The organism is Sphingopyxis sp. GW247-27LB (genome assembly GCF_002277025.1).
Classification (GTDB): Bacteria; Pseudomonadota; Alphaproteobacteria; order Sphingomonadales; family Sphingomonadaceae; genus Sphingopyxis.
Genome location: NZ_NIWD01000013.1, coordinates 113,057 through 126,176 on the forward strand (window position 1 = coordinate 113,057; position 13,120 = coordinate 126,176).

Genomic DNA, 13,120 nt, shown 5'->3' on the forward strand with positions numbered 1-13,120 from the left:
ATGGCGACGATCAAGGATGCGTTCGACGCGGCATTCCGCGATTTCACGATGGAGGGGGTCGCATCGAGCGGCTTGCGCGACCCGGTGAAGGCCGAGCTGCGCGCGCTGGGCGCGGTGATCGAGGCGGCGGTCGGCCTGATCGCGGCGGGCATTCCCGCGGTCGCGGCCGAGCCGGTCGGCGCGCCGGGCGTGGGCGAGCCGAGCGTGGTCTTCGTGACCGACGATCCGACGCCGACGAAGAATGGCGTGCGGGTCTATCGCGACGGCGCCTGGGGGCCGTTCACCGAGCTGTATGACGGGCTGTCCACCGTGGTGCAGCCGCTGGTCGACCAAGCCGAGCTTTGGGCCGAGGGCGACGGCGAGCCGGGCGATCCGGGGAGCAAGAGCGCCAAAGGCTGGGCCGAGGAGATCGCCGCGTCGGCGGCGGACATCGCCGGCATGGTCACCAATTTCGTGGAGGCCGACACGCGCAACCTGTTCGACCCCGCCGCGGCGGGCAGCGTTCGCGGGATGGTGATCAACACGGTCTCGGGCGCGATCGGCGGGACGGCGATCTATCAGGGTTATGGCGTGACCGCGCTGAGCCGCCCGCTGACGCCGGGGGGCGAATATACCGCCTATAATTACGACGCGCCGCCCGACTGGGGCTTCCTGACCTTCACGGCCGCGGCGCTGCACGTCTATCAGCCCGACGGCGTCACCTGGGACGGGGGCATTCCGATCGCCGACTGCACCTTCGACGGTGCCGCGCCGCCGAACGGCGGCTTTACCGGCAATCGCCGGATCACCTTCACCTATCCCGCCGATGCGCCGGTCGGCGGCGGCGTCCGCTTCAACTTTCGATCGGGCGAGGCGACCGACGCCGGCTTCGCGGCGGCGATCAAGGGGCTGGTGCTGGTCGAGGGCGCCGCGCCGGTCGGGTTCGTGCCCTATGCCCCCGCGGGTGCGAAACGGTTGGTCGCGGCGGCTGAGCCGGTCGCGCCGATCAACGTTTTCTGGCCCGACGAGTATATCTATGTCCGCACCGCGCGCGCGGGATCGGCCGACAAGGACGAAGTGCAGACGCTACGCGTCGACCCGCCGAGCATCGGCCTCCAGATCAATCGCCCGCTCGGCGTCGACTTTGCCGAGAGCCGGGTGATCGACAAGGACACGCCGCTCGACCAGACCGTCGACCGTTTCGGCTCTCCGGCGCTGTCCTATCGCCAGAGCGCAGGCACCGACGAATGGACGCCGCAGCGGTTCATGGGGAAATATTACAGCTACAACCACGGCGTCATCGGCTATGCGCGGCTGGGGGCGCATGGGAAGACGAATGCCGACATAGGGTCGATCTGGGAGCTGACCGATGGCGTGATCACCCAGCAATGGGTTCTGAGCGGACTGTTCGAGCAATATATCTCCAGCGTCGGCACCGGCCTGACCAAGATGATCCTGATGGTTCCGCGCTATATCGGGACGCCCGCCGACTATGATTTCAACCGCGATCTGGTGAAGACGGCGGCGCCGGCGAAGTTCGTCCACGTCTCTGGCGCCACCGAGACGTCCGATATCGCCTTCACGCTGCCGGCCGTGGGGCAAAACGAGAGCGCCGACATGAAGTGGTGCGACCTGCGGCCGATCATGCGCGACTATGACCGGAACGTCTTCCTCGACGGCGTCGAGCTGGCGAAGGGGCAGGACGCGACGGGCACGGATTTCCGCATCTTCCAGCATTTCGACATTATGAACGCGGCCGAGCAGCAGGACCGGCTGATCGCGCAGGTCGGGACGGCGACAGCGCCCGATTATACCAATGCGGCGATATCGTCGATCGTCGGCGTGACGCAGGTCCATATCTTCAACGCCTTCGGCTTCATCGAGACGATCACGACGATCGAGGCGAAGGAAGCGTTCAAGCTGCGCGTGTTCGACTATCTGAACGGGCAGCAGCAAATCCGCATGGGGCTCAACGCGCTGGCGCCCGACAAGCTGCGCGCCTGGTCGCCGGGGCACGCGACCTATGGCGCCGCGCCGATCATCTCCGACGCGCCCGCCGAGGACTATCTGCTCTACAGCGAATATGCCGACCCCGAGAAGCCGGCGCGCTTCCTGACGCAGCTGCTGACCAGCGGCGCCGGCGTCTACCAGCATGGCTATTATGCGGGGAAGGATTTGGAGGACGATGCGATCCTCGCGCAGTCGAACGCGCTGGGGGTGATCAGCCAGTCGATGAAGACCTACCTCCACATGGTGAACTGCCTGACGCTGGGCGATGCCGTTCCGGTCACCCGCGATGTCGCCCAGGACGCGTGGTTCGAATGGAGCCAGGCGCGCGGGCCCTTCGAATGCTTTGATCAGGCGATCCGCTGCTATGCCTTCCCGACGCACGGCGGGCACGACTATTTCGTTCTCGGCCTAGGCGCCGCGGTCGCCGGGCTGTGGTGCCCGATGCCGCATCCCTCGCTGGTCGGCCGCGCGATCCGCGTGGTCGACGGCGACGGCGGGATCACGCTCGACACGCCCCGGCAGGTCGGGGCGCGCGGCATTCACGTCAGCAGCGCGGCGGGCGGCTGGATCGCCGTCGAACTGATCAGGAATTGATCGCGATCGACCGATATTCGCCGACCCCGAATAAGGGGGAGGCAACGGGCGCTGCAACGCCCGTCACCGCAGGGATAAGGCCCCGCACCTTGCGATGCCGCGGCATCGCTCCGCTCCCCCACCGGCTGGCCGGCTGGGGCTGGATAGGTGCCAAAGATGAAGGAAGAGATACGGTGCGGCGGTTGCCGCGCCCTGTTGTTCAAGTGCGAGACAAATGCCGTCGCGGGCGCTATAGAAATCAAGTGCCGGCGATGCCGGCAAATCAATCAGCTGAGGCCCATGAGCCCGTCTCCGAGCGCCGTTCGAGCCGCCAGCGGAGAATAGCATTGTGGTTGTTTGTTCCCCCGGCCGCGCCGAGCTGCGCGGCCTCTCCCTCTGCGCCGGCTATGCCGGCCTCGATCTCGGGATCGGGATCGCCGAGCCCCGATATCGGACTGTATGTTACGTCGAGCGGGAAGCTCATGCTGCGGCCACTCTCGTGGCGCGGATGGCGGACGCGGCCCTGGATGCAGCACCTGTATGGGACGATCTCAAATCCTTCGACGGCCGACCGTGGCGCGGCCGCGTTCATATCCTCTCTGCCGGCTATCCCTGCCAGCCCTTCAGCCACGCCGGAAAGCGGCGCGGCAAGCGCGACCCTCGCCACCTCTGGCCCGAGGTCGAGCGGCTCATCCGGGAAGTTCAACCGGCGCTCGTCTTCGCGGAGAATGTCGAGGGGCACATCGATCTGGGATTTGCCGAGGTCGCGGCAAGCCTTCGCCGCCTGGGCTTCCACCCAAAAGCGGGCCTGTTCACAGCGCGAGAGGCAGGCGCTCGCCATCGCCGGCGACGGCTATTCATCATGGCCTACGCCGACCGCCTCGGACGCGGGCTATATGCCGGACCTGATGGTGGGCGGGACCATCCGGCCGACAGCGCCCCACTATGTCGCGAAGGGCAGCGCGGGGCAGTTCAGCCTGACCAACGCGACGCGGGCATGGACGCACCTCTGGCAAGCGATGCGGGCGCTGGGGTGGACGCCGGTTTCGATGCCCCGCTCGCCGCACCCGGTCCGGGTGAGCTTCAGCTTTGGCGCCGGGTCATCGATCGGCGACCTGATCTCCAACCCGCAATTCTTCGAGTGGATGATGGGATGGCCGATCGGGTGGACCGCACCCGAGGCGTCGGTAACGGAGTTTTCAGCATGGCTGCGGCGCTCGCGTGGCGCACTCTCAGCACTGATTTCGCCAGGGACGGATGGCACATCTGAGGGGCGGCTTAGCGGCTTCTCAGAGGGTGCTTAGAATCGGCGATGAAGGGGGTTTGGGGGTGTGGCGAGTGCTGCAATCGGTCTTGTCACAGACTGTAAACGCTCTTGTCGCGCTTCAGCTGACCGCCCAGTTCCGCGAGGTCGGGCAGGCGATGCTCGGCGAGGCGCAGAAGGCCTTTCTCGAGCGCGCCGACCAGCGCTTCCGGCAGAGTGAGGAAAGCGCGGGGCAGTCGTTGAAGTCGCTGCTCCAGCCGGTGCACGAGCGGCTCGCCCGATATGAGGAGGCGGTGGGCAAGGTCGAGGCCGAGCGGCGCGACGCCTTCGGCTTGCTCCATGGCCAGATCGCGGCGATGCGCGAGGGCACCGAACGCGTGTCGAGCGAAGCCGCGAAGCTCGTCAACGCGCTGCGCAACGCCCCGAAAGCGCGCGGGCGCTGGGGCGAACAGCAGCTTCGCAACGTGCTCGAAAGCTGCGGGCTCAGCGAACATGCCGATTTCCAGACCGAGGTGAGCGTTGCGGACGGCGACGGCGGGCGGCTGCGCCCCGACGTCGTCGTCAAGGTGCCGGGCGGGCAGAGCCTCGTCATCGACGCCAAAGTGTCGCTCAATGCCTATCAGGACGCGTTCGGCGCGGTCGACGAGGGCGAGAAGGCGGCGCATCTCGCGGCGCACGCCGCGGCGATGAAGGCGCATGTGAACACGCTCGGCGCCAAGGCCTATTGGAACCAGTTCGACGACACGCCCGATTATGTCGTGATGTTCGTCCCCGGCGAGCATTTCCTCGCCGCGGCGCTCGACCATGACGCCGATCTCTGGGACTATGCGTTCGAGCGCAAGGTACTGCTCGCGACCCCGACCAATCTGATCGCGATCGCGCGCACCGTCGCGGCGGTGTGGCGGCAGGAAAAGCTCGCGGGGCAGGCGCGCGAGATCGCAGCGCTCGGCAAGGAGCTCTATGCGCGAATGAGCGTGATGGGCACGCATATCGCGCGGGTGGGGAGGAATCTCGACCAGGCGACCGGCGCCTACAACGCCTTCGTCGGCAGCTTCGAATCGCAGGTGCTGACGCAGGCGAAGCGGTTCGAGGCGCTCGATGTCGAGACCGGCGGCAAGGAGATCCCTACGCTGCCGGTTGCCGAACAGGCCGCCCGCCCGCTCGCCAAGCTCGCGGCGGCACCGAGCGCGGTCAACGACGGGGAATGACCCGTCGCTCCTGTCTTCGCAGGGATGAGGGTCCTAGATCGCCCGTTTCAGCACCGCCGTCTGCCCGCCCGCGCCGGTCAGCACCAGCGTACCGTCGGACGGGAAGTCGAGCCGCACCGGCGCCCGCATCAGCGTGAAGAAGGCGCCTTCCTGCGTCATCCCCGCGCCGGGGCACGCCATTTCGGTCGCCATCAGCGGGTCCGCGCGCAGCGTCCTGCCGTCGCTGGTATAGGTCCCCGAAAAGCGGTTGCAGCCCGCGCTGCCGCTCAGTTTCTTGCCGTCGAAGGCGAGCGAGGTCGGGCGGCCGGCGGCGATGGGGGTTCCGCCGATCGACACGAAGGTCCAGTTCGTCCCCGCGAGCTCCTCGGGCGCGAGGATGCCGCCGCCGCAGCCCTTCACGGTCTTGCCGTCGGCGGTGACGGTCACCGTGTCGCGATAGCGGCGGTCGCTCATCCCGTCGCTGCATTCGGCGTGGGTGACGTCGACGGCGAGTCGCTTGCCGGCATAGCGCTCGCCGTTGAACGATGGCCGCGCGCCGGGGTTCGGTTCCAATATCTTCGTGTCGCCATAGTCGCCGGTATAGTTGAGCAGCCCGGGGGTGATCTCGAGCGTCCAGCCGGGCTCGGTGCCGAGCGCCATATAGGTGGCGGGCTGGGCGCCGGGCGCTTGCGGCGGAATCGCGGTGCAGGCGGCGAGGGCGAAGGGCAGGGTGAGCAGGGGCAGGAAGCGGGTCATGACAGCTATCTCCTTCTTTCGTCATGCTGAACTCGTTTCAGCATCCATGGCCCGACCTCGCCTGCGGCGCTGCGCCGATCGAGAAGACGGGCCATGGACCCTGAAACAAGTTCAGGGTGACGAAATTCTGTGAGCGCGGAGCATAGCTGCGGCTCAGATGTCAGGACGCTGAACCGCGGCTATCGGTTCCGCCGCTGGTTCAGCACCTCATAAGCCATTACCGCGCCTGCGACCGCGGCGTTGAGGCTGTCGGCCTTGCCCATCATCGGCATTTTCACCCGCACGTCGGCGGCGGCGGCATAGGCTTCGGGCAGGCCCTGCGATTCATTGCCGATGAGGATGAAGGTCGGTGCCGCGTAGCGCACCGCCTGATAATCCTTCGTGTCGTCGCCGAGCCAGGTCGCGACCAGCTCGCCCGGCCCTGCGCGCAGCCAGGCGAGGAAATCGTCCCAGCGCGCCTGCACCAGCCGTTGGGTGAAGATCGCCCCCATGCTCGCGCGCACCGCCTCGACCGCATAGGGATCGGTCGATTCGTCGAGGAGAATCAGCCCGCCGGCGCCGACCGCGTCGCCCGTGCGCAGCATCGTGCCGAGATTGCCCGGATCGCGCAGCCGTTCGGCGACGAGCCAGATCGGCGCGGCGGCGCGGTCGAGATCGGCGAGGCGCGTCTCCGGCTCGGCATAGATGCCGACCACCGTCTGCGGATTGTCCTTGCCCGACAATTTGGAAAGGATCGCGGGCGTCGTGTCGACCACCTCGCCGCTGCTCGCCAGCGTCGCCTCGACGAGGGCCTTCGCGAGCGGGTGCGCCGCGGCGCCCTCATCGGCGAGGAACAGCCATTGCGGCAGTATCCCCGCCTCGCGCGCTTCGGTCGCGATGCGCAGCCCTTCGGCGAGGAACAGCCCCTCGGCGCGGCGGTGGCGCTTCTCGCGCAGCAGCCGCATCCGCTTGACCAGCGGATTGGAGAGGCTTTCGATTCTCGAGCGGCGACCCGCCATGGGATCAATCCTCGCCGAAGCTGTCCTTGACCAGTCCGACGAGCTTGAGCAGCGCGGCGTCGGCGCCGTCGCCCTTCGTGTGGATGGTGATCGAATCGCCCTTCGCCGCGCCGAGCATCATCAGCCCCATGATCGAGGTGCCGTTGACGCGGTTGCCGCCCTTTTCGACCTCGACCATCACGCTCTCGGGCAGGCGACTGACGAAAGTGACGAATTTGGCGCTGGCGCGCGCGTGAAGACCGCGCTGGTTGGTGATTTCGACGGTCTCCGACAATTCGCTCAAAGGCCCACTCCCAGCATTTCCGACGCCACCGATATATATTTCTGGCCCGCCTCGCGCGCCGCGATCACCGCCGGGCGCAACTCCATCGTCTTGCGCGCACTTTCGAGCCGGATCAACATCGGCAGGTTGACGCCCGCGATCACCTCGGTCCGCCCGGCTTCGAGCAGGCTGATCGCGAGGTTGGAGGGGGTGCCGCCGAACAGGTCGGTCAGCATGATGACGCCGCGCCCTTCGTCGACCGCGCGAATCGCCTCGGCGATTTCGCGGCGGCGCATCTCCATATTGTCGTTGGGGCCGATGCACACGGTCGCCACCGCGCGCTGCGGGCCGACGACATGCTCCATCGCGGTGACCATTTCCTCGGCGAGTCGGCCGTGCGTCACGAGAACCATTCCGATGAGCGGCAATGCTTTATCGCTAGGCATGCAGTCGGGGACCCTTATGCTTTGCCGCCGGATGCGGGCGGGGGCTTGCCCTCAAGCCCATCTTGCGGGGCCGAGTCAAGGTTGCGATGGATGACATTGGGGGCGTGGCCCGCAATGCGCAGCGCCTGGGCGACGCGCTCGGCGACGTGCACCGACCGGTGCCGCCCGCCGGTGCAGCCGAACGCGATGGTGACATAGCTTTTGCCCTCGGCGCGGTAGCGCGGCAGCAGGGTGAGCAGCAGCGCCTCGATCTGCGCCACCGTCATCTCATAGGCGGGGTCGGCGGCGATATAGGCGGACACGTCGGCATCGAGCCCGGTGCCCGGGCGCAGCTTCGCGTCCCAGTGCGGATTGCGCAGATAGCGCATGTCGAACACCAGGTCGGCGTTGCGCGGCAGCCCGCGCGCGAAGCCGAAGCTCATCACGGTCAGCGACGGCACATCGTCGCCGACGTCGGCGAAGCGCTGGCGGATTTCCTGCTGCAAGTCGTTGCTGCTGTAATTGGTCGTGTCGACGACATGCTCGGCCCAGCGGCGCAGCGATTCCATCATCTCGCGCTCGCGCGCGATGCCGTCGGCGGCGGGGCGATCCTCGGCGAGCGGATGCCGTCGCCGCGTTTCGGAAAAGCGGCGTTCGAGTTCGGCCCCGGCACAGTCGAGGAACAGCGTCTGGATGTCGCGTCCGCCCGCCTCGCGCAATTCCTTGATCCGCTTGACGAGCCGCGACGGCTTGAAGCCGCGGCTGCGGCTGTCGATACCGACCGCGATCGGGCGAGCCGCCTCGCTCGGCTTGACGGGGGCCTCGATCAGCGGCTCGAGCAGCGACAGCGGCAGATTGTCGACGACCTCCCACCCCAGATCCTCGAGCACCTTGAGCACGGTCGACTTGCCCGCGCCCGACAGGCCGGTGATGAGGAGCAGGCGCGGTTCGGCGGCGGCCGGCATCGAATCGCTCATGCCGCGGCCTCCAGCCTGTCGAGCGCGAGCAATATCTTGACGGGCGCCGAGGCCTCGAACGCCGACAGCGTCACCGCGGGAAGCGTCTGTCCCGCCACGGTCTCGACCTGGTTCGCGGGGGGCATGCGCTCGTAGCGCTCGGCCAGTCGCACCGCGAGCGCGATCGGCACCGGCGCGGTCCACGGCTGTTCGACGATGCCGATGCCGCGCACCTCCATCTTGCCGGCGAGTTCGGCGGGCGGGCGGCACCACAGTCGGCCGCGCTCGGACCAGACGTCGCAGCGGTCGTCGGCGACCAGCCGCGCGCCGCGGTCGATCAGCCGCAGCGCCAGATCGGACTTGCCGCGCCCCGACGGGCCGAGCAGCAAAATCCCCCGGCTGCCGGCGGCGACGCAGCTTGCGTGGATATTGGCGACGGGAAGAGAGGACCGGCTCGGAAGCATGCGGCGAGGCTTACCGGCGCGCGCGCGGCGCCGCAAGGCGGATGGGCTATGCTGTCCCGCCTTCTTCCGCCGCGGGAAGGGTGATCAGCAGGCTGGCGCCGGGCTTGCCGTCGTCGCGGTCGTCCGCCGCGATCGTGCCGCCATGCCCCTCGACGATGGTGCGCGCGATCGCGAGGCCGAGCCCACTGTGGCGTCCGAAAGCCTCGCCATCGGGGCGCTCGCTGTGAAAGCGGCGGAAAATCGCCTCGCGCTGCGCGGGTTCGATCCCCGGCCCGTCGTCGTCGACGCCGATATGCACTTCCTGTCCCAGCCGCGTCGCGCGCACGCAGACGAGGCCGCCCTCGGGCGAGAAGCTGATCGCATTGTCGATGATATTGTCGATCGCGCGCTCGAGCCGGTGGCCGTCGCCCATCACCGTCGCGACGCCCTTGCGCGGGCGGGCGAAGGCGATGCGCGGCTGCGGGCCGCCGCCCTGTTCGGCGCGCGCCGCGCGCGACGCGAGCATCGATTCGATCATCAGCCCGATGTCGATCGGCTCGAACAGGGTACGCGACAATTGCGCGTCGATGCGGCTCGCGTCGCTGATGTCGCTGACCAGCCGGTCGAGCCGCCGCACGTCCTCGTCGGCGATGGCCAGCAACTGGGCGCGCTGTTCGTCGGTCCTGACCCGGCCGAGCCCCTCGATCGCCGAGCGCACCGAGGCGATCGGATTCTTGAGCTCGTGCGTCACGTCGGCGGCGAAATGCTCGCCGGCGTCGATGCGCTCGCGCAGCGCCTGCGTCATGTCGCTGAGCGCGCGCGCGAGGGTGCCGATCTCGTCGCGGCGGCTCGGCAGGCGCGGGACGACCACCTCGCGCGCGCGGCCGAGGCGGACGCGCACCGCGGCGCGCGCGAGGCGGCGCAGCGGGCGGACGATGGTGCGCGCGAGGAAGAGCGAAAGCAGCACCGACGCGATCAGCACCATCGCGAGGACGACCGCGAGGCGGAAGCGTTCGGCGCGCACCGTCCGCGTGATGTCGCGGGCGTTGATCGTCATCAGCATCACTTCGGGGGTTTCGAGGTCGACCACCCGCGTCGCGCTGAGCAGCGGGGTGCGCTCGGGCGCGTAGCGGAAGCGGCTCGTGCCCTCGCCGCTGCGCTGCGTCTCGACGACCTCGGGCCAGGCGCCGCCGCGATCGATCGCGGGCTCCTCGAACTCGGGATAGGCGGGCGCGCCGACGATCCAGTCGATGCCGCGGTCCATTGCGCGCGCCGCATCGCGCTTCCACGGCTGCAGATCGGGATCGCGCAGCGTGTAGGTCGGCGGGCCGTGCGCGAAGCTGTCGTCGAGCTTGTGCCCGTCGGGGGCATAGAAGCGCAGCCGCGACTCGGTCGCGCGGGCGAATTCGCCGATCAGCCGCTCGCGCTGGTCGGGCCGCGCCGATTCGAGCGCGCTGTCGAGCATCGCGAGCTGATCCTCCATCACCCCGATCCGCGTGTCGATCAGCCGGGTGCGATAGGTGTCGAGATAGAAGAAGCCGCCGGCAAGAAGCGCGACCGCGAGGATATTGACCACCAGGATGCGCGTCGTCAGCGACCAGCGCGCCGACCAGACGAGCGGCAGGTCCTCGGCCGCGGCGGCGCGGTTGTCAGCCCTCGTCAGCAAAGCGGTATCCGGCGCCATAGAGGGTCGCGATCGCGTCGAAGTCGGGGTCGACCTCGCGGAACTTGCGGCGCAGGCGCTTGATGTGGCTGTCGATCGTGCGGTCGTCGATATAGACATCGTCCTGATAGGCCGCGTCCATCAGCTGGTTGCGGCTGCGCACGATGCCGGGGCGGCTGGCGAGGGTTTCGAGGATCAGGAATTCGGTGACGGTCAGCGTCACGTCCTGGCCGTCCCAGGCGACCTTGTGCCGCGCCGGGTCCATCGTCAGCCGCCCGCGCGTGATCGGCTCGGCGACGGGCTCGTCCTCCTCGCTCGGCGCGTTCCTGTTGAGCTCGACGCGGCGCAGGATCGCGCGGATGCGCGCGATGACCAAGCGCTGCGAGAAAGGCTTGGCGATATAGTCGTCGGCGCCCATCGCGAGCCCCAGCGCTTCGTCGATCTCGTCGTCCTTGCTGGTCAGGAAGATGACGGGGAGCTGGCTCTTCTCGCGCAGCCGGCGGAGCAGTTCGAGCCCGTCCATCCGCGGCATCTTGATGTCGAAGACCGCGAGGTCGGGCGGATTGTCGATCAGCGGCTTCAGCGCCGCCTCGCCGTCCGAATAGACGCGCGTGACGAAGCCTTCGGCCTGCAGCGCGATCGACAGGGATTGCAGGATGTTGCGGTCGTCGTCGACCAGCGCGATGGTTGCCGTCATGCTCTTTCCGTAGGGGCGGGACCCGGTGCCGGATTAGCCGATCCCGCACCCACCGACAACAGCGCCGGCATGTCACCGGTTCCCTTACGGCGCACCCGTCGCGCGTCCGCCACGAGTCCCGCTTTAATCTTTGACCTCATCGGCCATCGCCGCTAACGCGACCGGGAATTTTCGGAATCGGCGTCATCGTCGGCACCCATTCAAGATGCGGGCCTGCCCTTTTGCTCGGCGGGTATTGCATAGGTATGCAAGGGTCCGGCGGCAAAGGGAAAGGCCAGGACAATGACCAAGGTGGTGATCGGTAGCGAGACCGTGGAAACGCGGGCGGACGTGGCCGAAAACTGGGGCACGGCGCAGCTCGTCGAGGAAGCGGTGCGCCACGGTGAAGGCCTGCTCGCCAAGGACGGCCCGCTCGTCGTCGCGACCGGCAAGCACACCGGGCGCAGCGCGAAGGACAAGTTCATCGTCCAGGACGGCGAGACTGCCGACACCATCTGGTGGGGCAAGACCAACGTCCCAATGACGCCCGCGCACTTCGCCGCGCTGAAGGCCGATTTCTTCGCGCATCTCGCCTCGCGCGACCGCCTCTATCGCCAGCAGCTCTTCGGCGGCTCGCAGCCCGAGCATCGCGTCGGCGTCCAGGTCGTCACCGAACTCGCGTGGCACAGCCAGTTCATCCGCACCCTGCTCTGCCGTCCGACCACGGCCGAACTCGCGGCGTTCGACAGCGAATATACGATCGTCGACCTGCCGAGCTTCCGCGCCGACCCCGCGAAGCACGGCACGCGCAGCGAGACGGTGGTCGCGGTCAACTTCGCCGAGAAGCTCGTGCTGATCGGCGGTACCGCCTATGCCGGCGAGATGAAGAAGTCGGTGTTCGGCATCCTCAACTATCTGCTCCCCGTCGATGGCGTGATGCCGATGCACTGCTCGGCGAACATCGGGCCAGAGGGCGACACCGCGGTCTTCTTCGGCCTGTCGGGCACCGGCAAGACGACGCTGTCGGCCGACGCCTCGCGGACGCTGATCGGCGACGACGAGCATGGCTGGTCGGACACCGCGGTCTTCAACTTCGAGGGCGGCTGCTACGCCAAGATGATCCGCCTGTCGGAAGAGGCCGAGCCCGAAATCTATGCGACCACCCGCCGCTTCGGCACGGTGCTCGAAAATGTCGTGATCGACCCCGCGACGCGCGCGCTGGATCTCGACGACAACAGCCTCGCCGAGAACACCCGCGGCGCCTACCCGATCGACTTCATCCCGAACGCGTCGGAGGCGAACATGGGGCCGGTGCCGCGCACGGTGATCATGCTGACCGCCGACGCCTTCGGCGTGCTGCCTCCGATCGCCAAGCTGACCCCCGACCAGGCGATGTATCATTTCCTGTCGGGCTATACCGCGAAGGTCGCGGGGACCGAGATCGGCGTGACCGAGCCCGAGGCGACCTTCTCGACCTGCTTCGGCGCCCCCTTCATGCCGCGCCACCCGTCGGTCTATGGCAATCTTTTGAAGGAACGCATCGCGAAGGGCGGCGTCCAGTGCTGGCTCGTCAACACCGGCTGGACCGGCGGCATGGCGACGATGGACGGCATCAAGCGCATGCCGATCAAGGCGACCCGCGCGCTGCTCAATGCGGCCCTCGACGGCAGCCTGAACGATGCCGAGTTCCGCAAGGATCCCAATTTCGGCTTCCTCGTTCCGGTCGCGGTGCCGGGGGTCGACGCCGCGCTGCTCGACCCGCGCGAGGCGTGGGCCGACAAGGCGGCCTATGACCGCACCGCCGAGGCGCTGGTGCAGCAATTCATCGACAATTTCGCGCAATTCGCGGACCATGTCGATGAAGGCGTCCGCCAGGCCGCTCCGCAGGCGGCCGTCGCAGCCTGATCCCGCCCGGTTCCTCCGGGTGG

Annotated in this window: 13 protein-coding genes and 1 pseudogene; 6 read left to right on the top strand and 8 right to left on the bottom strand. The window is 68.0% G+C overall.

Features of this window, described 5'->3' with window-relative positions; genetic code table 11:
- The 5 genes and pseudogenes from CD928_RS23470 (at window position 1) to CD928_RS17665 (ending at window position 5,034) form a co-directional block, all read left to right on the top strand.
- The gene (locus CD928_RS23470) at window positions 1-2,583 is read left to right on the top strand and encodes a hypothetical protein (RefSeq protein ID WP_176473625.1); all 2,583 of its coding nucleotides are present in this window, start codon (window positions 1-3) and stop codon (window positions 2,581-2,583) included.
- Window positions 2,584-2,739: 156 nt separating this feature from the next.
- Entirely contained in the window at window positions 2,740-2,907 is a 168-nt protein-coding gene (locus CD928_RS24055; protein WP_095388408.1) for a Com family DNA-binding transcriptional regulator, read from the top strand.
- A gap of 4 nt (window positions 2,908-2,911) precedes the next feature.
- A pseudogene (locus CD928_RS24060) lies at window positions 2,912-3,379 on the top strand (DNA cytosine methyltransferase); the annotation flags it as partial.
- A 79-nt stretch (window positions 3,380-3,458) separates the two neighbouring features.
- A complete protein-coding gene (locus tag CD928_RS23890; RefSeq protein WP_255247231.1) occupies window positions 3,459-3,866 on the top strand; it encodes a hypothetical protein in 408 nt (135 codons plus the stop codon).
- Window positions 3,820-5,034 carry a DNA recombination protein RmuC gene (locus CD928_RS17665; RefSeq protein WP_255247232.1) on the top strand — a complete coding sequence of 405 codons (1,215 nt, stop codon included), beginning with the start codon at window positions 3,820-3,822 and terminating at the stop codon, window positions 5,032-5,034. Before CD928_RS23890 ends, CD928_RS17665 begins: the two co-directional genes overlap by 47 nt.
- Window positions 5,035-5,067: 33 nt before the next feature.
- On the opposite strand, the gene CD928_RS17670 is transcribed toward CD928_RS17665, so the two are convergent.
- From CD928_RS17670 to CD928_RS17705, 8 genes are all read right to left on the bottom strand, one after another.
- Window positions 5,068-5,769, bottom strand: a complete 702-nt coding sequence (locus CD928_RS17670; protein WP_095388410.1) for an META domain-containing protein — start codon at window positions 5,767-5,769, stop codon at window positions 5,068-5,070.
- Between the two features lie 179 nt (window positions 5,770-5,948).
- Complete coding sequence (locus tag CD928_RS17675) at window positions 5,949-6,767, bottom strand: RNA methyltransferase (protein WP_095388411.1); 819 nt, start codon at window positions 6,765-6,767, stop codon at window positions 5,949-5,951.
- A 4-nt stretch (window positions 6,768-6,771) separates the two neighbouring features.
- Entirely contained in the window at window positions 6,772-7,050 is a 279-nt protein-coding gene (locus CD928_RS17680) for an HPr family phosphocarrier protein (protein ID WP_095388412.1), read from the bottom strand.
- On the bottom strand, window positions 7,047-7,475 hold the full coding sequence (locus CD928_RS17685) for a PTS sugar transporter subunit IIA (RefSeq protein WP_095388413.1): 429 nt from the start codon (window positions 7,473-7,475) through the stop codon (window positions 7,047-7,049). The genes CD928_RS17680 and CD928_RS17685 overlap by 4 nt, the downstream gene beginning before the upstream one ends.
- A gap of 14 nt (window positions 7,476-7,489) precedes the next feature.
- Entirely contained in the window at window positions 7,490-8,431 is a 942-nt protein-coding gene (gene rapZ, locus CD928_RS17690; RefSeq protein ID WP_095388414.1) for an RNase adapter RapZ, read from the bottom strand.
- A complete protein-coding gene (locus CD928_RS17695) occupies window positions 8,428-8,874 on the bottom strand; it encodes an HPr kinase/phosphorylase (RefSeq protein ID WP_095388415.1) in 447 nt (148 codons plus the stop codon). The genes rapZ and CD928_RS17695 overlap by 4 nt, the downstream gene beginning before the upstream one ends.
- A gap of 46 nt (window positions 8,875-8,920) precedes the next feature.
- Window positions 8,921-10,537 carry an ATP-binding protein gene (locus tag CD928_RS17700; protein WP_095388416.1) on the bottom strand — a complete coding sequence of 539 codons (1,617 nt, stop codon included), beginning with the start codon at window positions 10,535-10,537 and terminating at the stop codon, window positions 8,921-8,923.
- On the bottom strand, window positions 10,503-11,213 hold the full coding sequence (locus CD928_RS17705; RefSeq protein ID WP_095388417.1) for a response regulator transcription factor: 711 nt from the start codon (window positions 11,211-11,213) through the stop codon (window positions 10,503-10,505). Before CD928_RS17705 ends, CD928_RS17700 begins: the two co-directional genes overlap by 35 nt.
- Before the next feature lie 282 nt (window positions 11,214-11,495).
- Here CD928_RS17705 and CD928_RS17710 point away from each other — a divergent pair, with 282 nt between their 5' ends.
- Window positions 11,496-13,097: a phosphoenolpyruvate carboxykinase gene (locus tag CD928_RS17710; protein WP_095388418.1), complete on the top strand. Its 1,602-nt coding sequence runs from the start codon at window positions 11,496-11,498 to the stop codon at window positions 13,095-13,097.
- Window positions 13,098-13,120: the final 23 nt, after the last annotated feature.